The 23445-nt window shown below is 71.8% G+C and carries 21 protein-coding genes; 9 read left to right on the top strand and 12 right to left on the bottom strand.

All coding sequences use genetic code 11. The features are described 5' to 3' along the window. The first annotated feature begins 175 nt into the window (after nucleotides 1–175). Nucleotides 176–1291 (top strand): IS4 family transposase, encoded by a 1116-nt coding sequence (locus tag CP975_RS06985; protein WP_167532671.1) that lies wholly within the window; start codon nucleotides 176–178, stop codon nucleotides 1289–1291. A 43-nt stretch (nucleotides 1292–1334) separates the two neighbouring features. Here CP975_RS06985 and CP975_RS06980 read toward each other — a convergent pair whose 3' ends face one another. Next, entirely contained in the window at nucleotides 1335–2021 is a 687-nt protein-coding gene (locus tag CP975_RS06980) for a response regulator (RefSeq protein WP_055526458.1), read from the bottom strand. Between the two features lie 140 nt (nucleotides 2022–2161). Between CP975_RS06980 and CP975_RS06975 the strand changes: the two genes are divergently transcribed. Genes CP975_RS06975 through CP975_RS06965 form a run of 3 tightly spaced genes read left to right on the top strand, consistent with a single transcriptional unit; the run spans nucleotide 2162 to nucleotide 5188 of the window. Beyond that, complete coding sequence (locus CP975_RS06975; protein WP_055526455.1) at nucleotides 2162–3145, top strand: Bug family tripartite tricarboxylate transporter substrate binding protein; 984 nt, start codon at nucleotides 2162–2164, stop codon at nucleotides 3143–3145. Then, nucleotides 3142–3672, top strand: coding sequence for a tripartite tricarboxylate transporter TctB family protein (locus tag CP975_RS06970; RefSeq protein WP_055526453.1), 531 nt, complete (start codon nucleotides 3142–3144; stop codon nucleotides 3670–3672). Before CP975_RS06975 ends, CP975_RS06970 begins: the two co-directional genes overlap by 4 nt. Before the next feature lies 1 nt (nucleotide 3673). After that, nucleotides 3674–5188, top strand: a complete 1515-nt coding sequence (locus tag CP975_RS06965) for a tripartite tricarboxylate transporter permease (RefSeq protein WP_055526451.1) — start codon at nucleotides 3674–3676, stop codon at nucleotides 5186–5188. Nucleotides 5189–5194: 6 nt separating this feature from the next. On the opposite strand, the gene CP975_RS34965 is transcribed toward CP975_RS06965, so the two are convergent. Further along, complete coding sequence (locus CP975_RS34965; RefSeq protein ID WP_164551702.1) at nucleotides 5195–5335, bottom strand: hypothetical protein; 141 nt, start codon at nucleotides 5333–5335, stop codon at nucleotides 5195–5197. 128 nt (nucleotides 5336–5463) lie between these two features. On the opposite strand from CP975_RS34965, the gene CP975_RS06960 reads away from it, so the two are divergent. Then, nucleotides 5464–6633, top strand: a complete 1170-nt coding sequence (locus tag CP975_RS06960) for a methyltransferase domain-containing protein (RefSeq protein WP_055526448.1) — start codon at nucleotides 5464–5466, stop codon at nucleotides 6631–6633. Here CP975_RS06960 and CP975_RS06955 read toward each other — a convergent pair. Both CP975_RS06955 and CP975_RS06950 read right to left on the bottom strand, forming a co-directional pair. After that, nucleotides 6584–7093 carry a ribonuclease FAU-1 family protein gene (locus CP975_RS06955; RefSeq protein WP_055526447.1) on the bottom strand — a complete coding sequence of 170 codons (510 nt, stop codon included), beginning with the start codon at nucleotides 7091–7093 and terminating at the stop codon, nucleotides 6584–6586. The two genes, CP975_RS06960 and CP975_RS06955, sit on opposite strands and share 50 nt — an antisense overlap. Further along, nucleotides 7074–8012: a GNAT family N-acetyltransferase gene (locus CP975_RS06950; protein WP_055526446.1), complete on the bottom strand. Its 939-nt coding sequence runs from the start codon at nucleotides 8010–8012 to the stop codon at nucleotides 7074–7076. The genes CP975_RS06955 and CP975_RS06950 overlap by 20 nt, the downstream gene beginning before the upstream one ends. Nucleotides 8013–8082: 70 nt before the next feature. Here CP975_RS06950 and CP975_RS06945 point away from each other — a divergent pair, with 70 nt between their 5' ends. Further along, a complete protein-coding gene (locus CP975_RS06945) occupies nucleotides 8083–8463 on the top strand; it encodes a GntR family transcriptional regulator (protein WP_055526445.1) in 381 nt (126 codons plus the stop codon). A gap of 97 nt (nucleotides 8464–8560) precedes the next feature. Then, on the top strand, nucleotides 8561–9148 hold the full coding sequence (locus tag CP975_RS06940) for a putative immunity protein (RefSeq protein WP_246201420.1): 588 nt from the start codon (nucleotides 8561–8563) through the stop codon (nucleotides 9146–9148). 39 nt (nucleotides 9149–9187) lie between these two features. Here CP975_RS06940 and CP975_RS06935 read toward each other — a convergent pair whose 3' ends face one another. Then, the gene (locus CP975_RS06935) at nucleotides 9188–10282 is read right to left on the bottom strand and encodes a DUF5925 domain-containing protein (protein WP_055526444.1); all 1095 of its coding nucleotides are present in this window, start codon (nucleotides 10280–10282) and stop codon (nucleotides 9188–9190) included. 156 nt (nucleotides 10283–10438) lie between these two features. Between CP975_RS06935 and CP975_RS06930 the strand changes: the two genes are divergently transcribed. Continuing rightward, the gene (locus CP975_RS06930) at nucleotides 10439–11860 is read left to right on the top strand and encodes a GH39 family glycosyl hydrolase (protein WP_055526441.1); all 1422 of its coding nucleotides are present in this window, start codon (nucleotides 10439–10441) and stop codon (nucleotides 11858–11860) included. 79 nt (nucleotides 11861–11939) lie between these two features. Here CP975_RS06930 and CP975_RS06925 read toward each other — a convergent pair whose 3' ends face one another. The 6 genes from CP975_RS06925 to CP975_RS06900 all read right to left on the bottom strand — a co-directional run bounded on the left by CP975_RS06925 (nucleotide 11940) and on the right by CP975_RS06900 (nucleotide 20522). Next, nucleotides 11940–15929 (bottom strand): lipopolysaccharide biosynthesis protein, encoded by a 3990-nt coding sequence (locus tag CP975_RS06925; protein WP_055526439.1) that lies wholly within the window; start codon nucleotides 15927–15929, stop codon nucleotides 11940–11942. Next, entirely contained in the window at nucleotides 15922–16725 is an 804-nt protein-coding gene (locus CP975_RS06920) for a polysaccharide deacetylase family protein (RefSeq protein ID WP_199782836.1), read from the bottom strand. Before CP975_RS06920 ends, CP975_RS06925 begins: the two co-directional genes overlap by 8 nt. Then, the gene (locus CP975_RS06915; RefSeq protein ID WP_055526434.1) at nucleotides 16722–17768 is read right to left on the bottom strand and encodes a glycosyltransferase family 2 protein; all 1047 of its coding nucleotides are present in this window, start codon (nucleotides 17766–17768) and stop codon (nucleotides 16722–16724) included. Before CP975_RS06915 ends, CP975_RS06920 begins: the two co-directional genes overlap by 4 nt. Next, nucleotides 17765–18598 carry a glycosyltransferase family 2 protein gene (locus CP975_RS06910; RefSeq protein WP_055526432.1) on the bottom strand — a complete coding sequence of 278 codons (834 nt, stop codon included), beginning with the start codon at nucleotides 18596–18598 and terminating at the stop codon, nucleotides 17765–17767. Before CP975_RS06910 ends, CP975_RS06915 begins: the two co-directional genes overlap by 4 nt. Before the next feature lie 360 nt (nucleotides 18599–18958). Beyond that, the gene (locus tag CP975_RS06905) at nucleotides 18959–20059 is read right to left on the bottom strand and encodes a GNAT family N-acetyltransferase (RefSeq protein WP_055526429.1); all 1101 of its coding nucleotides are present in this window, start codon (nucleotides 20057–20059) and stop codon (nucleotides 18959–18961) included. 1 nt (nucleotide 20060) lies between these two features. Continuing rightward, a complete protein-coding gene (locus CP975_RS06900; protein ID WP_246201418.1) occupies nucleotides 20061–20522 on the bottom strand; it encodes a hypothetical protein in 462 nt (153 codons plus the stop codon). Between the two features lie 236 nt (nucleotides 20523–20758). Between CP975_RS06900 and CP975_RS06895 the strand changes: the two genes are divergently transcribed. Further along, a complete protein-coding gene (locus CP975_RS06895) occupies nucleotides 20759–21568 on the top strand; it encodes an SGNH/GDSL hydrolase family protein (protein WP_150476671.1) in 810 nt (269 codons plus the stop codon). On the opposite strand, the gene CP975_RS06890 is transcribed toward CP975_RS06895, so the two are convergent. After that, nucleotides 21552–23201 carry a serine/threonine-protein kinase gene (locus CP975_RS06890; RefSeq protein ID WP_246201750.1) on the bottom strand — a complete coding sequence of 550 codons (1650 nt, stop codon included), beginning with the start codon at nucleotides 23199–23201 and terminating at the stop codon, nucleotides 21552–21554. The genes CP975_RS06895 and CP975_RS06890 overlap by 17 nt on opposite strands. Nucleotides 23202–23445 lie beyond the last annotated feature (244 nt).

The raw sequence follows: 23445 nt of genomic DNA, 5'->3' as shown, positions 1-23445 counted from the left end.
TTCGAAGTGCAATGCAACCAGAGCCGAGAAATGCGCGTCCGACAGCAGAAGGAAGGTTTGGCTGTGTCGGCTTGTTTTCATGGTTTACCCCTGCCAGGGGTCGGGCAAGTCGGTGCCGATTGGTACTGCTGACTTAAAGCAAGCCATTCATCAATACGACCGGGAGGGTGCTCCGATGCCACGGCCGGGGCAGTTGAGGGCGGCGGCCACCGACGGATTGTCCGACCGCATCGCCCTCGCGCTGCTGATGCGTACGTTTCCGCCCGACGCGGTGGACCGCGTGATCGCGGAATGCGGAAGGACCGAGCGGCGCAACCGCCTTCTGCCCGCCCGCACAGTCGTGTACTTCATCCTCGCCATATGCCTGTTCGCCCAGCACAGTTACGACCAGGTGGCCAGGAGGCTGGCGGAAGCGATGTCCTGGGTGACCCGGCAGGACGGCTGCCCTCCCGCGGCGCCCACGTCCGCTGCCATCTCCCGGGCTCGCGTGCGCTTGGGGCCCGAGCCGCTGGCCGCGCTGTTCGCGCAAGCCGCGCGCGACGCACGGGCGCGGCGCACGGAGGAACGGTGCGCCCGCTATCTGGGGCGGCGGGTGATGGCGGTCGACGCGACAGCGATGGGCGTCCCGGACACACCGGAGAACCGGGCCCGTTACAGCTACCCGCCGATCACCGGGGCGGGCTCCGCGGCCCTGCCGCAGGCGCATCTGGCGGCGCTGGCGGAGTGCGGCAGCCACTCCATCACCCGGGCCGCGCTCGGGAAGTTGCCCGCCGAGACGGGGCACGCACTCACGAACGATCTGCTGGCGGCCCTGACCCGTGGAGACCTGCTGCTCGCCGACCACGGCTCGGCCGACCCGGAACTGCTGCCCGCGATCCGTGCCGCCGGCGCGGACGTGCTGTGGCGGGCCGACGCCTGGCCCGTACCGCAGGAGGGCACCGGACCGTCGGAGGTCGCCGTACTGCCGGAGCGCACCGCGCTGCCCGACGGCTCCTACCTCTGCGACGTGCGCTGCGGGCCCGCGCGGCCGCGTACCAAGGTCAGGGTGCTCGACGGCCCTCCGCACCGCCTGATCACGACGCTCGTGGACCACGAGGCGCACCCAGCTCCCGTTCTGCGAGCCCTGTACCGCCGGCGGTGGGGGATCAGGGCGTCTCTGGAAGCCGTCGGTACGCTGCGACGGGACACCCTGCCGGTCCTGCGGTCACGCTGGCCCGGCGGCGTCGAGCAGGAGCTGTGGGGGCACCTGCTCGTCCACCACACCATCCACCCGCTCCTGCACCCGGCTTAAGTAAGCGCTGCTGAACGCGGCGGGCTCACCTCAGTCGGCGGGCTCACCCCACCCACCGATACCGCCGCACCGGCCGCCCCGTCCCCCCGTAGCGGAGCGTCACCTCGGCGCGGCCCGTGTCCGCGAAGAACTCCAGGTAGCGGCGGGCGCTCACGCGGGAGAGGGAGCCCGCGCCCGCACACTCCGACGCCGAGAGGCCCCCGGGGTGGTCCCGCAAGGTCTGCTCCACCAGGTCCGCGGTGTGCGCGGCGAGGCCCTTCGGCAGCCCCCGGGAACCGGGCGGGCGCGCGCCGAAGAGGTGGTCGACGTCCTCCTGACGTGCCTCGTCCAGCTCGTCGAGCCGGGCCCGCAGCGCCGCCACATGCCTCAACTGCTCGTGCAGGGCCGCCTGGTCGAACGGCTTGATCAGATAGTGCAGCGCGCCCGCCCGCAGCGCGGCCCGCACGACCTCCGCGTCCCGCGCGGCCGTGATGAACAGGGCGTCCACCGGCTGCCGCCCCGGATCGCGCTCCTCGGCGGCCCGCAGCTCACGGAGCACCGCGATCCCGTCCATGTCGGGCAGATACACGTCGAGGAGTACGAGGTCGGGGCGCAGCCGCTCCGCCGCGCCGAGCGCCTCGGAGCCGCTGTGGGCGACACCGGCCACGGTGAATCCGTCCACCGCGCCGACGTACCGGGAGTGCAGCCTGGCGACCATGAAGTCGTCGTCCACGACCAGGACCCTTGTCATCGCCGCAGGCTATGGGCGCGACCACAACGACCACAACGTCCGTTGATTCCGGAAGAGAGACAGGTTGTTAACACCCGGGCAACATGTGGGCCACCTCACACCCATGCCCCGTCCGACGTTACCGACAGGTGGTGGCCCACATGCGCCTGCGCACCCCCCTCGCCCTGCTCGGCGCCACGCTCCTCGTGCTCGTGGCGCCGCCCCTGCTCACCCCGGGCAGCGGCGCCGGGACCGGCACGCAGATCCCCGGCCTGCGCCTCATGGTCCCCAACACACCCGGCGGCGGCTACGACATCACCGCCCGCACCGCCGCGAAGAACGCCGAGGACGCCGAACTCACCCACAACATCGAGGTGTTCAACCTGCCCGGCGCCGGCGGCACCGTCGGCCTGACCCGGCTCGTCGGCGAGCACGGCAACGGCAAGCTCGCCATGTCCATGGGCCTCGGCGTCGTCGGCGCCGCCCGCTCCAACCACTCCCCGAAGACCCTCGCCGACACCACCCCGATCGCCCGGCTCACCGAGGAGCAGGACGTCGTGGTGGTCGCCGGGGACTCCCCGTACAAGACCATCGACCAGCTCATCACGGCCTGGAAGAAGAACCCCGGCAAACTGCCCGTGGGAGGCGGCTCCGCACCCGGCGGCCCCGACCACCTCGCCCCGATGCTGATGGCACGCGCCGCCGGGATCGACCCGAAGAAGGTCAACTACGTCCCCTTCGACGGCGGCGGCGAACTGCTCGCCTCGATCCTCGGCAGCAAGGTCTCCTTCGGTGTCTCCGGAGTCGGCGAATACCTGGACCAGATCAAGTCCGGGGAGCTGCGCCTGCTCGCCGTGACCGGCCCGAAGCGGGTGCGCGGCCTGGACGGACCCACCCTCAGGGAGTCCGGCTACGACGTGGACTTCACCAACTGGCGCGGCATCGTCGCCCCACCGGGCCTCACCGACGCCGAACGCGAGAAGCTCACCGAGCTGTTCAGGAAGCTGCACGCCTCGCCCGAGTGGAAGAAGTCCCTCAAGACGAACGGCTGGGACGACGCCTTCCTGACCGGCGACAGGTTCGGCGACTTCCTGGACGCCCAGGACCAGCGCGTCGTATCGGTACTGAAGGAGCTGGGGCTGTGACCACCACCGACGCACCCCCCGCCCGGCGAAGCCGCCGCACCTGGCTGCGCGAACACTCCGAACTCGGCGTCAGCGTCCTTCTGTTGCTCCTCGGTACGCTCGTCCTCACCGACGCGCTCACCATGGACGTGGAGATCACCCAGCGCGGCCCCGTCGGCCCGAGGACCGTACCGGTCGCCGTGGGCACCGGCCTCCTCGCCGTCGCCCTGCTGCTCGCGGTCGACGTCCTGCGCGGCGGCCGCGGCGAGGCCGAGGGCGGCGAGGACATCGACCTGTCCGAGCCCGCCGACTGGCGCACCGTCCTGCTCCTGGCGGGCGTCTTCCTCGCCACCGCCGTCCTCATCGAGCCCGTCGGCTTCCCCGTCGCCGGCGCGCTGCTCTTCTGGGGCTCCGCCTACGCACTCGGCAGCCGCCACCCCGACCGCGACCCGCTGATCTCCGCAGGGCTCTCCGTCACCACGTACGCGGTCTTCAACAACCTGCTCGGCGTCCCCCTGCCGGGCGGCCCCCTGACGGGAGTGCTGTGACATGAACGCCTTCAACTCCCTCATCGGCGGCTTCGGTACCGCCCTCACCCCGCTGAACCTCCTGTGGGCCGCGGTCGGCGTGCTCCTCGGCACCGCGATCGGCGTCCTGCCCGGCATCGGCCCCGCGATGGCCGTGGCCCTGCTGCTCCCCGTCACCTACGGGCTCGAACCGACCGGCGCCTTCATCATGTTCGCGGGCATCTACTACGGGGCGATGTTCGGCGGCTCGACGACCTCGATCCTGCTCAACACCCCCGGCGAGAGCGCCGCCGTCGTCGCCGCCATGGAAGGCCACCCCATGGCCAGGGCGGGGCGGGGCGCGCAGGCCCTCGCGGCCGCCGCCATCGGCCACTTCGCGGGCGGCATGATCGGCACGGTCCTGCTGGTCGCCCTCGCGCCGACCGTCGCCGACCTCGCCGTCGGCATCGGCGCGCCGGACTACTTCGCGGTCATGGTGCTCGCCTTCATCGCGGTCACCTCGGTCCTCGGCTCCTCCCGCGTCCGCGGCCTCGCCTCGCTCCTGATCGGCCTGACCATCGGCCTCGTGGGCCTCGACCAGATGACGGGCCAGCAGCGGCTCACCTTCGGCTCGCTCCAACTCGCCGACGGCATCGACGTGGTGATCGTTGCGGTCGGCCTCTTCGCGATCGGCGAGGCCCTGTGGGTCGCCGCGCACCTGCGCCGCACCGGCGCCGACGCGATCCCCGTCGGCCGGCCCTGGCTCGCGAGGAAGGACGTACGCCGCAGCTGGAAGTCCTGGCTGCGCGGCCCCCTCATCGGCTTCCCGTTCGGCGCGATCCCGGCCGGTGGCGCCGAGATCCCCACCTTCCTCTCCTACGTCACCGAAAAGCGCCTGTCCAAGCACCAGGAGGAGTGGGGCAAGGGCGCCATCGAGGGCGTCGCCGGCCCCGAGTCGGCATCGTCCGCATCAGCGGCGGGCACCCTCGTCTCCATGCTGACGCTCGGCCTGCCCACCACCGCCGTCGCCGCCGTGATGCTCGCGGCCTTCCAGCAGTACGGGATCCAGCCGGGCCCCCTGCTCTTCGAACGCGAACCCGACCTGGTGTGGGGCCTGATCGCGTCCCTGTTCGTGGGCATGGTGCTGCTGCTCGCCCTGAACCTCCCGCTGGCCCCCCTCTGGGCGAAGCTGCTGCGCGTCCCGCGGCCCTACCTCTACGCGGGCATCCTGTTCTTCGCGGCCGTCGGCGCCTACGCGGTCGGCGGCGAGCCGATCGACCTCGTCATCCTGCTCGTCATCGGCCTCGTCGGCCTCGGCATGCGGCGCTACGGACTGCCCGTCCTGCCCGCTGTCATCGGCGTCATCCTCGGCCCCAACGCCGAGCAACAGCTGCGCCGCGCCCTCCAGATCAGCGACGGAAGCGTCAGCGGGCTCGTCGACACGCCCTTCTCCGTGACGGTCTACGGCCTCATCGCCCTGATAGTGGCGTGGCCGTTGTTGAAGAAGGCGCTGACGAAGGCGCTGGCGCGGGCGCGGAGTCGTGACGGCGGCGCCTGACGGGGCTCACCCGTCGGGCCACCAGGTCCGCTGGATGTCCTTGCGGACCTCCGGCCTCTCCCGTGGCTGAACCTCGGCCTCTTGGCGTTCCCGCACCCGGCGGCTGACGGGCTTGACCGCGGGCTTGTGCGTGGTGACTCGGCGCATGGCTGCCTCCCTGCCTTACCGATGTCCATCGCAGCCCCGTGCTAGACCTCCGCGGCCCGGCTTTTTGATCGAACACCGTTCTCGGTGGTGCCGGACTCGTTGTCAGTGGCGGATGCCACGATCGGAACATGACGCCGAACGAACCCGCCGCGGAGATCGACTGGGATGCCGCCGCTGCCACCTTCGACGACGAACCGGACCACGGCCTGCGCGAGAAGACGGTGCGCCAGGCCTGGGCGGAGCGGCTCGCGCGGTGGCTGCCGGACACCCCCGGTGACGTGCTGGACCTGGGGTGCGGCACCGGCAGCCTCGCCCTGCTCGCCGCGGAGCGCGGCCACCGCGTCACCGCGGTCGACCTCTCGCCGGACATGGCGGCACGTGCCCGCGAGAAGCTGGCGGGCCACGACGCCGAGGTACTCACCGGCGACGCGGGCCACCCACCAGTGGCCGGACGGAAGTTCGACGCCGTCCTCGTGCGGCACGTCCTGTGGCTCCTCCCGGACCCCGAGGCGGCCCTGCGCCACTGGCACACCCTCCTGCGCCCCGGCGGCCGCCTGATCCTCGTCGAAGGAGTGTGGGGCGCGACGCACCCCCGCGGCCTCCCGATGCCCCGCGTGATCGCAGCCCTGTCCCCGCTGGTCACCCGCCTGCACTCCGAACGCCTCTCGGGGGACGCGCGCCTGTGGGGCGGACCGGTCGACGACGAGCGGTACGCGGTGGTGGGGATGCTGCCCGAGCCCCCGCGGCGGCACACGGAGATCGTCGACGTCCACCTGATCCTGCGCCGCGGTGACGAGGTCCTGCTGGCCCGCCGCGCCAACACCGGATACGCCGACGGGCTGTGGAACCTCCCGTCGGGCCACATGGAGGACCACGAGGACGTCCGCGCGGCGATGATCCGTGAGGCGCGCGAGGAGATCGGCCTCGCCCTCGCCCCGGGGGACCTGCGGGCGGAAGCCGTCGTCCAGCACCGCGGGCCCGGCGAAGCACCCCGCATGGGCTGGTTCTTCACGGCGGAGTACGGCGCGGGCGGCGAGCCGTTCAACGCCGAGCCGGACAAGTGCGCCGAGCTGGCCTGGCACCCCCTCACCTCCCTGCCGCACGACATGGTGGCGTACTGCCGAGAGGGCCTGTCCGCCTGGCACAGGGGCGAGCGCTTCACCGTGCACTGGCAGTCGGACGAGGAGCCCGTCGCCTACGACGGTGAGCGCACCACCGCGTCGGTCCCGCTCGGGCCCGCGCCCCGTGTCAGACCGTGCCGAGGAGGTTCCCCCGGGCCAAGGACTCCAGTTCCGTGAGGGCGCGGCGGGCCGCGGAGGCCGCCGGTGGGTCCGTGGCGGGCAGGCCGCTCGCCTCGAACTCGTCCTCGTCCAGGCGCAGTACGGTGCTCGCGTCCGCCGAGCACCACAGGTCGAGGTCCAGGTCCTCCACCGTCAGGATCCCGTCCTCGCGGACCGCGGGGCGCGTCACGTCGCAGTACCAGCCCTTGAAGGTGCCGTCGGCGGCGTACACCTCCTTGATGGCGTACCAGCGGTCGCGCCAGAAGTGCTCGGTGAAGACGTCGCCCGGCTCGAAGCGGACGAAGCCGAAGTCGCGGACGCCGGGGGCCGCCCAGGGGGCGCGGACCGTGATCCGTGTTCCGTCGTCGTCGAGGAGTTCCGCGGGGTAGCGGATCTTCGTGCGGCCCGCCTTGACGAGGGCGATCTCCAAGGTTTCCGAGGTGGCCGAGCGGCGCCCGTCAGCCGAGGTCCCGGACATGGCGTACCTCCGTTCCGCAGATCTCGTAACCGAACCACTTGTTGATCGCCAGCATCGGTCCGTTCCCGGCGTCGTTGCCCGTGAACGCCTCCGTGCAGCCGGCCGCGCGGGCGCGGTGCAGGGAGTCGTTCTTGGCGAGCTTGGCGAGGCCCCGGCCGCGATGGGCGCGCGCGGTGCCCGTCATGCCCGAGGCGTAGCGGCCCGCGCCGTCCGTGCGGGCCAGGCTGAAGGCGGCGGGGCGGCCGTCCACCAGGGCCACGGTGGTGAGCTCCTGGCTGACCAGCGGGTGGTGCCAGGTCTCGGCGAGCCAGTGCGCGTAGTCCGTGAACTCCGCGGTCACATCGCTCGGTTCGTCCGCCACCGTCTCCGCCTCCAGCGCGAAGAGCGGCCGCGCGTCGTCCGCGAACACCGACCCGCTCACCAGCTCCACGCCCGCGGCCGGCGCCTGGAGCGGCGGCAGCGTGCCGTGCGCGAGGTCCAGGCGGAGGAAGTGCGCGCGGCGGCTCGCGCGGTAGCCGCGGCGGGCGGCGAAGGCGAGGCTCGCGGGATCGTCGAGGACCCAGGAGTAGACGGTGCTGGCGCCCTCGCCGGCCAGATACTCCTCCGCGCCGCGCAGCAGAAGCGTGCCCGCACCGGTGCCGAGCCGCCGCGGATGCACGTAGACGTTGGCGAAGCCCTGGCCCGGCTCGGGGCTGTCGTAGGCGAGGCCCACCTGCGCCGTGCCGATGACCTCCCCGTCGGCCTCGGCGATCAACTGCCGGTACCGGGCGGCCGGATGGGCGTGCGCGCGGTCGAAGGCGACCGACTCGGAGGTGGCGAGCATGGCGGGCACACACGCCCGGCGTACGGCGGCGAACCCCGCGTCGTCGGCGGCCGCGGTGGCGGCGTCGGGGGCGAGGGTCCGGACGATCACAGTCATGGGCCGCACGGTACGCGGGGCGCGCGCCGGGGTGCCTCCCATTTTCCGGCCCGTACGGGAGAATCGCTCCGTGACTTTGAAGATCGACATCGATGAGGGCGCGGGCGACGCGCCGTACGAGCAGGTACGGGCCCAGATCGCCGGGCAGGCACGTTCGGGCGCGCTGCCCGTCGGTTACAAACTGCCCACGGTACGAGGGCTCGCCCAGTCGCTGGGGCTCGCGGCGAACACGGTGGCCAAGGCGTACCGGGCCCTTGAGTCCGACGGCGTCATCGAGACCCGGGGCCGCAACGGCACCTTCGTCGCCGCCGCCGGGGACGCCGCCGCGAAGGAGGCGTCCTCCGCGGCGCAGTCCTACGCCGAGCGGGCCCGGCGGCTCGGCCTCTCCGAGGAGGACGCGCTGGCCGCCGTACGGGACGCGCTGCGCGCCGCTTACGGGACGTCCGGCTAGCACCCCGGATTGAAGCTTCGCGGCGTCAAAGAGCGGTAGAACAAGGTGTTCCTCTGCGAAAGTCTCCACCGGTCCTTCAAAGATACGATGGAGCTTCATGAGGAAGGACGCGCAGGAAAGCAAGGACGTTCAGGCAGGCAAGGATCTTCAGGAAAGCAAGGACGTTCAGGAATTCGCACTGAGCGAGGACGACCGCCGCTTCATCACCCTCTGGGCCGTCACCTGCGCCGCACGCGCGCTGCCGCTCTTCGAGGCCGAGGCACCCTCCGACATCCGACCGCGCGAGGCGGTCGAGGCCGCCCGGGCCTTCGCGCTCGGAGGACGGCGGACGGTGCGGCTGCGCACCGCGGCCTGGGGCGCGTACGCGGCCGCACGCGAGGCCGCCGACCCCGCGGCCGCGGCCGCCGCCCGCGCCGCGGGCTGTGCGGCGGGAGCCCCCTACCTGCATCCGCTGGCCACCCCGCACCAGCTGAAACACGTCCTCGGACCCGCGGTGTACCAGGCGCGGGCCCGTGAGTTCGCCGAGGGCGACGACCCCGGCGTCGGCGACGACGAGGTCCGCTGGGCGCTGGAGCAAGTGCCGCCCCAGGTCCGCGTGGTGGTGGGGCGGATGCCCGCCGGCAGGCCCGGCCGCACCCGGCTCGGCGCCCTCCACCGCCGGCTCGAAGCGGGTCTGCGCGGCTGACCCCGGACGACGGCACTCGCCCTCCGGTGGGCGCGGGGGCTACAGATACAGCCCCGCGTCCGCCCCCTCCCGCTGCTCGGGGACCGACGTCGGGGACGTGCCGCGGCGCAGCGCGAAGAGTTCGGCGAGGGTGGCGCCGTCGCGGGAGACACCCTCCTCCGTGCCGAGCCACTCCACCGCCTCGGGCCGGGTCAGCGCGCCGACCTCGATACGGGCCAGACACCGGCCGGGGCGGACGACCGCGGGGTGCAGACGCTCCAGGTCCTCGTTGGTGGTGACGCCGACCAGGACGTTGCGCCCCTGGCCGAGGAGGCCGTCCGTGAGGTTGAGCAGCCGCGAGAGCGCCTGCCCCGCCGTGTGCTTCGCCTCGCCGCGGATCAGCTCGTCGCAGTCCTCCAGGAGCAGCAGCCGCCAGCGTCCCTTCGCCGTGCCGTCGTCCTCGCCGATCGCGATGTCCATCAGATAGCCGACGTCGCCGAAGAGCCGCTCCGGGTCCAGGACGCAGTCCACCTGGCACCAGTCCCGCCACGACCGCGCGAGCGTCCGCAGCGCCGACGTCTTGCCCGTGCCCGGCGGGCCGTGCAGGAGGAGCAGGCGCCCCGAGATGTCCTCGGGCGTCGTCTTCATCAGCTTGTCCATGGCGTCGGCCACCGGCGCCGTGTAGTTGGGGCGCACCTCTTCCCACGTACCGGCCGAGATCTGGCGGGTGGTGCGGTGCGGGCCGCGGCGCGGCGAGACGTACCAGAACCCCATGGTCACGTTATCCGGCTGGGGTTCGGGCTCGTCCGAAGAGCCGTCCGTGGCCTGCTTCAGGACGCGCTCGGCGAGGTCGGCCGTGGTCGCCGTGACCGTGACGTCCGCGCCGCGGTTCCAGCGGGAGACCAGCAGTGTCCACCCGTCGCCCTCGGCGAGCGTCGCGCTGCGGTCGTCGTCCCTGGCGGCCCGCAGCACCCTCGCCCCGGGCGGGAGCAGGGTGGAGCCCTTCTTGACACGTTCGATGTTCGCGCTGTGCGAGAAGGGCTGCTCGCCCGTCGCGAAGCGGCCGAGGAACAGCGCGTCCACGACATCCGACGGGGAGTCGCTGTCGTCGACGTTGAGCCGGATCGGCAGGGCGTCGTGAGGGTTGGCAGACATGCCGCCATGATCCGCCACGCACGCGCCCCCGCGCACCCGGTTTCCGCGGGACGTCCCCCTCGCGCCGTTCACACTCCCGGGCGCCCGCGACCGCGGTGAAGAGCTGTTGTGCGGAACCTGTCCTACCGCCTATGACCACCGATACGCTTGTCGCTGATGGGACGTCATGGGTGGTTTTCGGATGCACGGCGGTGGCGGCTCACCGCACTGCTCGGCGTTGGTGCGGCCCTACTGGCCCTGGTGATCACATTGGTCTACACGATGCCCGGGGACGACGGCAGCACCGAGGGCACCACGACGGACGGCGACAAGGTGCACGGCACGCCCGCGGTCCCGCCCAGGGAGACCGCGCCGGAGGTCGGCTGGGGCTTCACCCACACCCAGTACAGCGCGGACGAGGGCGAGGAGGCAGCCGTCGAGCGCGTCCGCGGCGAACTCGCGGGGCAGGGACGGCCCATCCCGCAGATCCAGCACATCATGGGCTGGGGCGCGGGCAACCCGGAACCGGTCGACGGCCGCTACGACTTCTCCGACATGGACCGCCGGATCGACTTCATCCGGGCGAGCAAGGGCACGCCCGTGGTCACGCTCTGCTGCGCCCCGGACTGGATGAAGGGCGGCAAGCCCGGCGCGGAGAACACCGATTGGAGCCAGCAGGCGCTGGAGACCGCCCCGAAGCGCGAGCACTACGACGACTTCGCGCGGCTCGCCGCGACGGTCGCCAAGCGCTATCCGGACGTACGCCACTTCATCGTCTGGAACGAGTTCAAGGGCTTCTGGAACAACGAGAAGGCCCGCTGGGACTACGAGGGCTACACCGACCTCTACAACCTCGTCCACCGCGAGCTGAAGAAGGTCGACAAGAACATCATGGTCGGCGGCCCCTACCTGGTCATGGACAGCATCGACCCCCGCCAGACCCAGAACGCCTCCGACGTGGAGGGGCCCTGGGGCCGTCTCGACCAGCGGCCCCTCGACGCCTTCGCGTACTGGAACAAGCACAAGAAGGGCGCGGACTTCGTCGTCGTCGACGGCGCCAGCTACACCGCCGACGACGAGATGCTGCCCGACGAGTTCAAGGCCACCGAGAAGCTCACGGCCGTCGGCGAGTGGGTGCGCGAGCGGACCGGGGACCTGCCCCTGTGGTGGGCCGAGTACTACGTGGAGCCCGGCGACAGCCAGGACAACCGCGACGACTGGTCCGAGGCGCACCGCGTGGCCGTCCACGCGTCGGGCCTGATGGCGATCGCCCGCGGCGGCGCCACCAGCGGCTTCTACTGGAACCCGCAGAAGCGGGGTGCGAAGTGCGCGGGCTGCCTGTGGTCGGCCACCCAACAGGCGGATGGCGGCGCCAAGTTGCCGATGCTGGAGCTCATCGAGCGGTTCGGCAAGGAGTTCGGCCCCGGCACCACGTACGAGACGGTGACGGTCGCCGCCGACGACCGCCCCCACCTCCGCGTCCTCGCCGACGACGAGGCGGTCCTCGTGGCGAACACCCTCGACCGGCAGATCAGCGCCAAGGTGGACGGGCAGCGGTTCGACCTGAAGGGGTACGAGGTGAGGTGGCTCAAGCGCTGAGCCACCGGGCCCACGCCCCGAAGCCACGCTGGCGCCACCCCCTCGAAGCCACGCTCACGCCATCCCCCGAAGGCCACGCTCACGCCAGCGTCACGAACCGCTGGATCAGCGACGCGAACAGCACCGCGAGCAACGGCAGCGAGAACCAGAAACTGCTCTGTAGCCACCGCTGCTGCCGCACGCTCGGCGCCGCCGCCACCCGCACCACCTCGCGCGTGGTGAGCAGCAGCACGAGCGCCACGGCGGCGAGCGCGCCCACCACCGTCCACGGCGTCCACGTCACCTTCGGCCCGACCGCCCCCGGATCGGCCTTCGGCGCCGCGCCGTCCGGCCGTCCACGCAGGCTGTAGAGGGTGGCGTCCTCGTTGGTGAGGACCTTCTTCAGCTCCCGGCGGTCGTCGAGGTGGCGGATGAGCCGCGGCTCCCACGTCTTCGCATAGCCCGCGTCCAGCTGGAGATACGTCGACTGACCGCGGTTGATCATCAGATACGAGTTGGGCCCCGCGTCCTTGAGCGCCTTCACAAGGCCGGAGACCAGGACCGGGTCGGCGGGCGCGAGCGTGGGGACGTACTCGACCTTCTCCATGTCGCGGGTGCCCCACGGCATCGCGGGCGTCACGTTGTTCACCGTGTCGTTGCTCATCCACAGCAGCCGCACGGTCGGCTCGTCGTGCGCGTACACGTACTCCATGGCCGCGACCTCGCCGGGCCGGATCCGCTCGAACGCCTCGTTGCCCCAGCGCGCCACCAGGAAGCCGCCCATCAGGACCAGCCCGGCCATCAGCGCGGCCAGCGGCGCGAGGCTCACCCGGTCCCGGTCCCGCTCCTTCTCGGTGAGGCCCGCCCGCGGGAACAGCGCGAGCCCGGCGAGCAGCGCCGCGCCCGGCAGCGCGAACATGAAGACGCGCAGGGCCATCTCACCGCCGTACGACTGCATGCCGAAGCCGAGGAACGGCACGAAGGTCAGGACGAGGAGCGAACGCTCGCTGTACCGGTAGAAGCGCCGCCGCCACCAGCCCCAGCAGGCGAACGCCATGACCCCGCCGGCCATCGCCACGCGCACGTACAGCACGAGCTGATGCGTCGAGCTGCCTCCCTCGATGCGCCCGGAGACCGACGAGGAGACGTTGCCGCCGACACCACCGACCCCGCCGAACAGTTCGTTGAAGTGCCCCGACCAGTACGGCTCGGCGAGGAAGCCCAGCCACACGACGACCATCACCCCGAACAGCATCGGCAGGCCGCGCAGCTCCGAGCGGCCGATCAGGACGAGCACGGCGAGGACGCCGAGCATCACGAACGGCGTCAGCTGATGGGCGGGCACGGTCGCCGAGAAGAGGCCGACAAGGACCAGGAGCAGCACCGCGCGCTCCCCGCGGCCCGCCGGCTCGACCTCGCTCTCACCGGGGCGCCGCTTGGCCCACAGCACGCGCGGGGCGCGGAACCACACCAGGAGTACGGCGACGAACGCGATGTAGAGCAGGTACGTGAAGCCCTGCGGGGAGAAGTAGTCCTGGCCGACCCAGCCGCTCAGTACGAAGATCCACAGTCCCGTCCACTTGGCGCGCCAGGCCGCCCGCATCGAGCGCACGAGCAGGAACATCGGCGCCAGATAGAGCAGTTGCATGGCCGTCGGCCACCAGCGGATCACCTCGGTCATGTCCGAGACGCCGCACGCCTGTGCGACGAACGTGGCCGCGGCGAAGAAGCCGGGCCAGCTCCAGCGCGCGTCCAGATCGGGCACGGCGGTGCCGGTCCGGTCGATGTACTCCATGAAGCCCAGGTGCTGCCAGGCCGTGGCGAACCGCGGCTCGGTCTCGATGACCGCGGGCAGCGCGTGCAGCGACACGACCGTGGCGAGCAGCGTCACCAGGAGGAGGCCCTTGATCGGCCGGTCCATCCAGAGCAGTACGGCGAACACGACGACCAGCAGCGCGGCGCCGAGCAGTGTCGGTGCGGGCAGCACGGAGATCAGGCCGAGCCCGCCCATGCCGTCCAGGTCCCGCTCGCCGAGGCCGATGACGGGCACCCAGTACAGGGCGAGCGCGACGGCCAGCAGCAGCGCCATGACGAGGACGCGCAGGCGGGACGGGTGCGGGAAGGCGGACGGCGCTTCGGCGAGCGGGTCATCGGTGTCCGGCTCGGGGGACCGCGGCTGCCCCGGCCCCTCCCGCCTCGCCACGCTCTCCTCGGCGTGGGGCCGCTCGGCGAGGGACGCCTCGGAGGCCGAGGCCGACGGCCTCTCGGCGACGGCATGGTCCTGGGGCTCGGCTTCCGGACCTGTTTCCGGACTTGCTTCCGGACCTGCATCCGGGCCCGCTCCCGGACCCGCCTCCGGTCCCGCCGTGGTCGGCAGGGGCGAGGACGGCCCGGTGGCCGGGGTTCTCAGCGCCCACGTGGGCCGGTGCTCCATGTCGTCCCCCTCGCTCTTCGCCGTGGTCACCCCGAGGACGGAGGTGCCGGCGGCGGGCGTGCCAGGGCCGGGCCGCACGTCCGGCCTGCGCTCCTGGTGTTCGAAGTCGAGCTGCACGGCCAGCTGGAGGGTGTCCGAGTCCAGGGACTCCCGCAGCGCCCACGCGGGCCCGTGCCGCTCCTTGTACGCGGCGCCCTCGGCCCGGCCCCCGGGGGTTTCCGCCCGCACCCGCCCCGCGGGCGCGTCCGGCGTCCCGAGGTCGGCCAGGTCCCCGTCGGGGGCCGCGCCCCGGGCGGGCCCGCCGCCGGGCGCCACCCGCATCACGCGGTACAGCTTGGGCGCCGCGATCGCGACGATCACCGCCAGGCTTGAGATCTCCGCGACACCCGCGCCGGCCAGCCCCATCCGCGGCAGCAGGATCAGCGTGAGACCGAGGACCAGTACGCACAGCAGGCCCTGGAGCCAGGCGATCCCGGAGGTCTTGCTCTGCGCCCGCTGCACCGCGAAGTACGTCTCCATGACGACCCGCAGCAGCGCCCCCACCGCGAACCAGCGCAGCAGGGGAGTGGCGGCGTCCGCGTATCCCTGCCCGAACATGCGCAGTACGAGCGGCGCCGCGAGGAAGAGGACGGCGCAGACCGGCAGCATGATCACCGCCATCCGGCGCAGCGCGGCCCGGGTGTTGGCGGCGAGCCGCGCCGGATCGTGCGCGCCCTCCACGGTCAGTGAGGCGCCCATGTTGATGGCGAGGAGGTTGACGGTGCCGCCGATGGTGGTGGTGATGTAGAAGTACGCGTTGTCGACCGAGCTGACCTGCGAGGCGACGATCACCGGGACGAGATAGACCACGGCGAGCGAGAAGAGCGAGCCGGTGTAGTCACCGGCGAGGAAGCGGCCGATCTCGCGCAGCGTCGGCGGTTTCGTCCTGCCGTCGGTGGCCTTCACATGGCGCGGCACCAGGCGCCGGAAGACGAGCCAGCCGAGCGGGATCACCGAGACGAGGATGGAGGCGACCCAGGAGACGAAGACCCCCGCCGTGGGGATCGCGGCGGCCATCGCGATGAGCAGCCCCAGCTTCGCCACCGAGAAGGCGGTGTTGCCGACGGGCACCCAGAGCGCGTTGCGCAGCCCGGTCAGGACACCGTCCTGCAAGGTCAGGACCGACCAGGCCACGACGGCGAGGACGAACCCGACGCCGTGCACCGGGCCGTGCAGGAAGCGGTACGAGGGCCCCCATGAGCTGAGCGTGAGCAGGAACACCACCGCGGCGAGCGCCACCGCCACCGAACTGCCCGCGTACGTACGGAAGATGAGCTTGCCCGTCGCGCGGCCCGCGATGGGGATGAACCGCGCGAGGGCGCCGGTCAGCGTCACGGCGGTGAGGCCCGCGAGGAGCTTCATCGCCGCGATCGCCGCCGAGCCCTGGCCGACCGCCGACTCCGAGTAGTACCGGGCGGCGGCCAGCCAGAAGCCGACGCCGAGCACACCGGATATACCCGTGTTGAGCATGAGCGCGTAGGCGTTGCGGAACAACGGGCTGCCGCCGCCCCCGCCGGGCAGGCGCATTCTGCGCGTCCTGCGGGGCTTGCCGGACGGCGGCTGCTCCCCGGTGTCCGAACCGGAGACGTCGGCGTGGGCGGTGGTCGTGTCAGACACGGGAACTGATGGCCTTCCGGCGGACCTGTCGGGCTCTGCGGACCATGGCGTACCCCTTGGTGAGGACATGGTCCCTGGCGAACGTACGGGCGATGGCGCGGCCCTCCACGAGCCGCTCGAACTCCTCGGTTCCGGTGGATCGTCGCACGGTGACCCGCCGCAGCGCGTACGGGCCCTGGGCGCGGCGGGCCAGGGTGTTGCCGACGGCGAGCGACTGGGCGAAGCCCGCCTCCCGCACCCGCCCGCGCACCCTTCGGTTGGAGTAACCGTAGGGATACGCGAAGGACACGGGCCGGGTGCCCAGCTCGCCGACGACGATGTCACGGCAGCGGCTCAGTTCCAACCGCAGTTCTTCGTCGGTGAGTTGATCGAGTTCGAGATGGGTGTGGCCGTGCCCCCCGATCTCCGTCCCCGCGGCGGCCAGCTCGCGCACCTGGTCCCAGTCGAGCATGAGGTCGAGACCGCCGCCGGTGTCGTGCTCCCCGCGCAGCCAGCCCGTGGAGACGAACAGGGTGGAGGTGAAGCCGTGCCTGGCCAGCTCGGGCAGCGCGTACCGGTGCACGCCCTCGTAGCCGTCGTCGAATGTGATCAGGACGGGGCGTTCGGGCAGCGAGGCGCCCGATGACCGCCAGACGGCGGCGAGTTGGCCGGTGGTGAGGGGGGTGAAGCCCCGCTCGCCGAGCACCTCCATCTGGCGTGCGAAAGCCTCGGGTGACACCGACAGGCCGCGCGTCGCCGCGCTCGGCAGCCGCGCGATCGAGTGGTACATGAGGATCGGCACGGGTCTGTCGCTCATGCGGCGGCCCCGTCGCCGCCCGTGCCGCCGGTGCTACCCGTTCCGCCCGTGCCATGCGTGTCTCCGGCCTGATCGGCGATCTCCACGACGGAGAACGTGGTACCTCCCCTGCGCGCACGGACACTGCCGAGGACGTACCCCCCGGCCGCTGCGGCCACTCCCGCCACGATGGCGCCCGCTCGGCCCGCGCCGCCGGGCCGTCCGAGCAGAGCGTCCCGCAGGCCACGGCCCACCCCGGCGGGCAGGACGCGCGTGGTGTAGCGCCGCTCGGACTCAAGTCCCTTGCCCGCGCCCACGCTCCGGGACACCAGGGCCTTCGACAGGCCCTCGGCGTACGTCCTCGTACGGAAGTAGCGGAACCGCTCCCGCGCCGCCGGCACCCGGTGGTGGATCACCGAGCGGTCGTCGATCAGCAGGACCGCGTCCGGCTGGGCGCGGGTGAGCCGGATGCAGAACTCCGTCTCCTCGCAGCCGAGCGGCCGCTTGTCGCCGTCGCGGCCGATGCCGGTCGCGAAGCCGCCCGCCACGTCGAAGGCGGAGCGACGGAAGGAGGCGTTGCCGCCGAGGACGTTGCGCACCCGCGCGCGGCCCTCCGGGTGCCCCTTGTACGTACAGCCGACGACCCAGTCGAACTCCTCGGGGAACCAGACGGGCCGCCGCCCGGACTCCCACAGCGGCTCGGTGCGCCCGCCGACTGCGAGGACCCGCGGGTCCTCGAACGCCTCGGCGAAGTGGCGCAGCCAGTCCCGCTCGGCGACGGCGTCGTCGTCGAGGAAGGCGATGACGGAGCCGCGCGAGGCCGCGATGCCGGTGTTGCGCCCGGCCGACAGGCCGCGGGGGCCTGCGTTGGCGAGCACCCGCACCCCCTCGGTCTCCTTGTACTCCCTGGCCAGGCGGTCGAGGAGCGAGGCGTTGTGATCGACCACCAGAAGGGTCTCCAGGGCCGCCCGCGACTGCGCGCGCACCGAGGAGACCGCCGCCAGGATGTCCTCCCAGCGGTCCTCGGTGTACACACAGATGACAACGGAGATCTCAGTTCTCAAGACACCTCTCCCTGGCCCTTGCCGAAGGGGAGGCCCCGCGCGCCCTTGCGCCGGTCGCCGCGCCTGCCGCGGCTGGAGCGCTCGGCGAGGATCACCTTCAGTACGCGGATGCCGTCGCGGACGGCCCTGAGGTTGCTGGCGCCGTGGATCCGCAGGTACTCGTGGCTCGGGATCTCCTGCACCTTCAGCCCGGCCTTGACCACCCGGATGTTCATCAGGGTCTCGACCTCGAAGCCGGTGCAGTCGAGCTCGATCTTGTCGAGGCAGTGCCGCCAGAAGGCGTTGTAGCCGTAGCAGAGGTCGGTGTAGCGGGCGCCGAACTTGGCGTTGACGACGGAGCACAGGACGTGGTTGCCGAGCTTGCGGATCGGCGTCATGTCGTCCGTGCCGCCGCCGTTGGCGAAGCGGGAGCCCTTGGCGAAGTCGGCGCCCGAGACGAGGGCGGAGACATAGGAGACGATCTCGCTGCCGTCGGCAGAGCCGTCGGCGTCGACCATCACGATGATGTCGCCCGTGCACGCGGCGAAGCCGGTGATCAGGGCGTCGCCCTTGCCCTTGCCGAGCTGGCGGACGACCTTGACGTCCGGCCACAGCTCGCGGGCCACGGCCACCGTGTCGTCGGTGGAGTTCCCGTCCACGAGAACGACCTCGTGGATCCAGTCGGGAAGTGTCTTGAAGACGTACGGAAGATTCTCCGCTTCGTTCATCGCGGGAATCACCACACTCACCGGCGGAGTGATCGCCAAGTGCGTGGAGATCGGACGGTAGTTCCTGGTGATCTCGTCTAACGGGTCCTGTCCGGCGGTGGCCGGGTGCACAAAAGAAGACATGAGTCGGTGATCCCTCTCGTCCGGTGGACCGCCCGCCCCCGGGCGGTCCGGTAATTGATCCGGTTCGAAAGGGGGGCTCTCACTTGAGCATGCCGAAACAGATCTCCGTGCATGCCGAGTGAGCTGGCATAACGCGGCACGTGACCCGGCTGAAGAGCGATCACCGGGCACGGCACCCCCCTACCGCGCCCCGCAGACAACCATCGCGATCTTGAGCCCTCCCCTAGATCGCATTACGTGATGGGTCGTTGCGGGTGGATGTATGACGGTATTGATGACTGAGACTCTATGGCAAGACCTGGTAGATGGCCTCGCTTTTCACATTATTTGAGCAATCTATGCGGTCACATTCGGACTGCTCTAATCCCTGCTCAGCGATCGGATTTTGCCCATCCGCTTGAGCAATTTGTCGGCCGGTTCGAAGAATTCCGGCCTGGACAGCACGGTGTTCCGCAGCGCCCTGACCGGAGCGCGTCGCGCCCTGTGTCCGAGCGCCACCGGATGGCGCAGTGCCACCCACCCCTCCGACACGGTGAGTTCGCGTGTCTTCAGGGAGTCCTTGTATTCCTTCTGGCCACGGCCGAGATCCAGATACGCGATGCCGTCGGCGGCCGCCGCCTCGGCCATGCGCAGATGCAGCACGAGGCCGGGCGAGTACTTCGAGAACGCCGGGTCGTAGGCCGGGAACCAGCAGGCGAGGACCCGCTCGCCGCGCAGCCCGAAGTGCGCCGCGACCGGTACGTCGGCCACGTACAGCACCGAGAGGATCCCGGCGAACGACTCGCTCCTGGTGTGGAAGAGCCGGCGCACCAGCTCGGTGATCCAGGGGTGGGCGAAGCGGTCGCTGCGCCCCGTCCTGCGGTACTGCGCGGACTTCCAGCCCATCAGGGTGGCCAGGGCCTCGGGGTCGCGCTCGTCATGGACGTAGCGCACCGCTCCGTGGTCGCGGCCGAGCCTGCGCTCCTTGGCGAGTGTCGTGCGGGTGAACTTGGGCGACCGCGCGCGTAGTTGGCCGAGATAGGTCTCGTATCCCTCGTCGATGTCGATGACGGGGGAGGGAAAGGAGCCGGTGGCCCCCGTCTCGAACGGCCCCTGCCCGCCCGCCAGATGGTCGAACTCCCATACGAAGAGCCCGCAGGCGCGCAGCAGCTCCCGGCCGTCCCAGCGGAACCCGGGGCGGTGCACCAGGCCCTGGCAGTCCGAGACGCCGAGCCCGATGGCCCGGCCCACGCCGGTGACGGACCGCTGGAAGGGGAAGAACGCGGCCGGTTCGCCGCCTTCGCGTACGACGGCGATCCGCACCCCGCGCCGTCCGTGAGCCGTGGCGAGTGCGAACTCCGGGGCGAGGAAGGGGTTGCCCAGCTCGGGCGAGCCGTGGAGGTGGGCCTTGGACTGTACGGCGGTCCACGCCGCCCGGTCGGCGGCCGTCAGCTCGCCGGGGCGGTGCACGGTGATGGTCACGTCAGGCAGTCCACCTTCTTGCCGCACGGCGGCGCAGGCGCCCCGCCACCGCCGCCACAAGAGTGAGCGCGCTGAGAGCGGTGACGGCGACGATTCCACCGCGCACCGACCACATGTGCAGCGCCAGCATCCCCTGCGCCACGAGGAGGTCGACCGCGACGGCGCCGGCCACGGAGGCCACGGCACGCCCCCACGGCGCGAGGGCCCGCAGCGCGGCGGCGATCGCCGCTCCAGGCGCGGCGAGGAGGAAGAAGAGGGTGAAGGGCCCGCGCAGCGGCGATTCGAGGTCGACCAGCGCGAGCATCGCGCCGACCGCCCCCACGGCGACGGCGGCGCCCACGAGCAGCGGCAGCAGATCCTTGTGGCGGCCCTGCTCGGTGTCGTTCTCGGTCTCGCGCCCGGCGTCCTGCCCGGCGCCGCTCCCTGTACCTGATGGCGGTGCCTTGATCCTGATGGTCTGCATTCGCGACTCTTCGCCCCCCGACGCGCCGGATGCCGGGCTTCAATGTCGCGCAGTCCCCGGCGGGCCGTCAAGACGCCGAGAATCCGCGCAGATGTTCCCCGTCAGACCGCTGAGACGCGGGTGAACTCGGCGTGCGCGGAGGGGAATCGTTGAAGAATTTGTTGACATGGACACTATCGACAGGCGGGGGTGCGTGCTACCACGGACAAGGCGGAAACCCTGCTAAGGGAGGTTCCATGAGATTGTCCCGAACCACGGCATACATGTCCTCGCTCCTCCTCTCCATCGCCTTCGCTCTCACCGGGGCCACAGCGGCACAAGCGGACCAGTCGGCAAAGGCCACCGGCTATGTGGCGCTCGGCGACTCCTATTCGTCGGGTGTCGGCGCCGGTGCCTACGACAGCGGGAGCGGCTCCTGCAAGCGCAGCACCCGCGCCTACCCCGCCCTCTGGGCGGCCGCGCATTCACCCTCGAGCTTCAACTTCACGGCTTGTGCGGGCGCTCGTACGGGTGATGTTCTGGCGAACCAGCTGGGCCCGCTCGGCTCCGGCACCGGTCTCGTCTCCGTCTCCGTCGGAGGCAACGACGCCGGCTTCTCCGACGTCATGACGACCTGTGTGCTCCAGTCCGAGAGCAGCTGCCTCTCCCGCATCGCCCAGGCGCGCTCGTACGTGGACTCGACTCTCCCCGGCAACCTCGACAAGGTCTACTCCGCCATCAAGACGAAGGCCCCCTCCGCCCGCGTGGTGGTGCTCGGCTACCCCCGCTTCTACAAGCTGGGCGGTTCGTGCACGGCCGGCCTCTCCGAGCGCGAGCGGTCCGCGATCAACGACGCGGCCGACTACCTCAACACGGCGACCGCCAAGCGCGCCGCCGACCACGGCTTCGCCTTCGGCGACGTCACGCGCACCTTCGCCGGCCACGAGATCTGCTCGGGCAGCGCGTGGCTGCACAGCGTGAACTGGCTCAACATCGGCGAGTCCTACCACCCCACGGCCTCCGGACAGTCCGGTGGCTACCTCCCCGTGTTCACCTCGGCGGCCTGACCACCGCTTGCTGGGCGAACGCGTTCGGCGAGTAGGAGGCCCCGCCCGTCGGGGTCTCCTGCACGCACGTGACCGAGTACGCCACCGCGTTGGACGTCACGTCCACGGGGTCGCGCACCTGCACGCTCATCGAGTTCGTGACCGTGCCGTTGCCCGGCCCGTACGCCGCCTCGACGTGATGGGCCTGCCGCGTCCTGCCGCCTCCGGAGGGGAACGACAGCGTCTTCCACCCCGGGTCGCCCGGCTCGCCCGATGCGGTGACCCACCGGTACTGGACGTCGGCCGGCACGCGCCCGACCGTGAACGTCGCGGTGAACGACGGCGCTTGGCCCGCCGTCGGCGGACAGGAGCCCTCGTACTCGGTGTGGGCGCCGGAGACGTGGACCTTCACGGTCTGGGCGGGCGGAGCGGTCGTACCGCCGTTGGCCCCGCCTCCGCCTCCGCCGCTGCCGCCGCCACCGCCCTTGGACCTGCCCCCGTCGTCACCCTCGCCGCCGTCGTCCGGGGAGTCCCTCCGCGAACCGCCGTCGCCGGACCCGCCGCCCGAGCCCCCCGCCGTCCGGTCGGCCCCGTCCCCGCCGCCCGTCACAGCGGGGGAGTCCTGGCTCGCTGAACCGCCGCCGTTGCCCCCGCCGCCGCTGTCGCGGTTGACCAAGGCGTACGTGAGTCCGGCCAGGGCCAGTGCCAGGGCGATGAACCCCGCGATCAGGGCGAGCGCCGTGCGGCGGCGCCGGTCCGGCTCGGTCGTCGTGGTGTCCGGGGAGGGCCGGGCGGGTTGCGGAGAGGGGGCGGGGAGAGGCGCGGGCACCGGGGAGCCGTACGGCCCGGGTCCGGCCGTGACGGTCGGCTGGTGGCTGAGAGGGGTCCCGCCGAGCGGCCTGCCGCCCGAGATGATGAGCCGCAGGTCGCGCTCGGCGTCGGCGGCGGGCATCCGCTCGTCCGGATCCTTGCGCAGCAGCCCCTCGATGACCGAGGTGAGCGGCCCGGCGTTGCGGGCGGGCGGCAGTTCCTCGTCCACCACCGCGCGCAGCGTGCTCAGCGGGGTGTCCTGGCGGAACGGCGAACTTCCCTCCACGGCCGCGTAGAGCAGCACGCCGAGCGACCACAGATCGGACGCGGGTCCGGGGTGGTTGCCCAACGCCCGCTCCGGAGCGAGGAATTCTGGCGACCCGACGACCTCCCCGGTCATCGTCAGTGCGGAGGTGCCCTCGACCATGGCGATGCCGAAGTCGGTGAGGACGACCCGGCCGTCGTTGGCGATCAGTACGTTGCCGGGTTTGACGTCGCGGTGCAGGACACCGGCGTCATGGGCGGCGCGCAGGGCCGCGAGCACCTCGGCGCCGATGCGGGCGACGCGCTGCGGGGGCAGGGTCCCCTCCGCGTCGAGGACCTCGGCCAGGGAGAGCCCCCGCACCAGCTCCATGACGATCCAGGGACGCCCCTCGTCCGTCGCCACGTCATAGACCGTGACCACATTGCGGTGCGGGATGCGGGCGGCCGCCCAGGCCTCCCGCTCAAGACGGGCGTACAGCCGGTCCACCTCGCTCGCCGGGAGGCCGGCGGGCGCGCGCACCTCCTTGACGGCGACCTCGCGCCCGAGCACATCGTCCCTGGCCCGCCACACGGTGCCCATCCCGCCCTCGCCGAGCGGCGCCAGAAGGCGGTACCGCCCGGCGATCACACGCTCTGACCGGCTCACGGGCGCCCCCCCATTCGCAGCGGTGCGATTCTCCACAAAAGTAGCAACCCCCCGTAGGAAGGGGGAGGCGGTTGCCCGTACGAACGGGAATGCGGATGGCGGCACGTGAGATAGCCCACGTGAGCCCTGGCGGGGCCGCCGCCCGCGCAGGCCTCAGGGGGTGTATGTCCAACTCGCC

Origin of the sequence: Streptomyces alboniger, from assembly GCF_008704395.1 — a bacterium.
In the GTDB taxonomy this organism is placed as follows: Bacteria; Actinomycetota; Actinomycetes; order Streptomycetales; family Streptomycetaceae; genus Streptomyces; species Streptomyces alboniger.
This window is presented reverse-complemented; position numbering and strand designations above follow the sequence as displayed.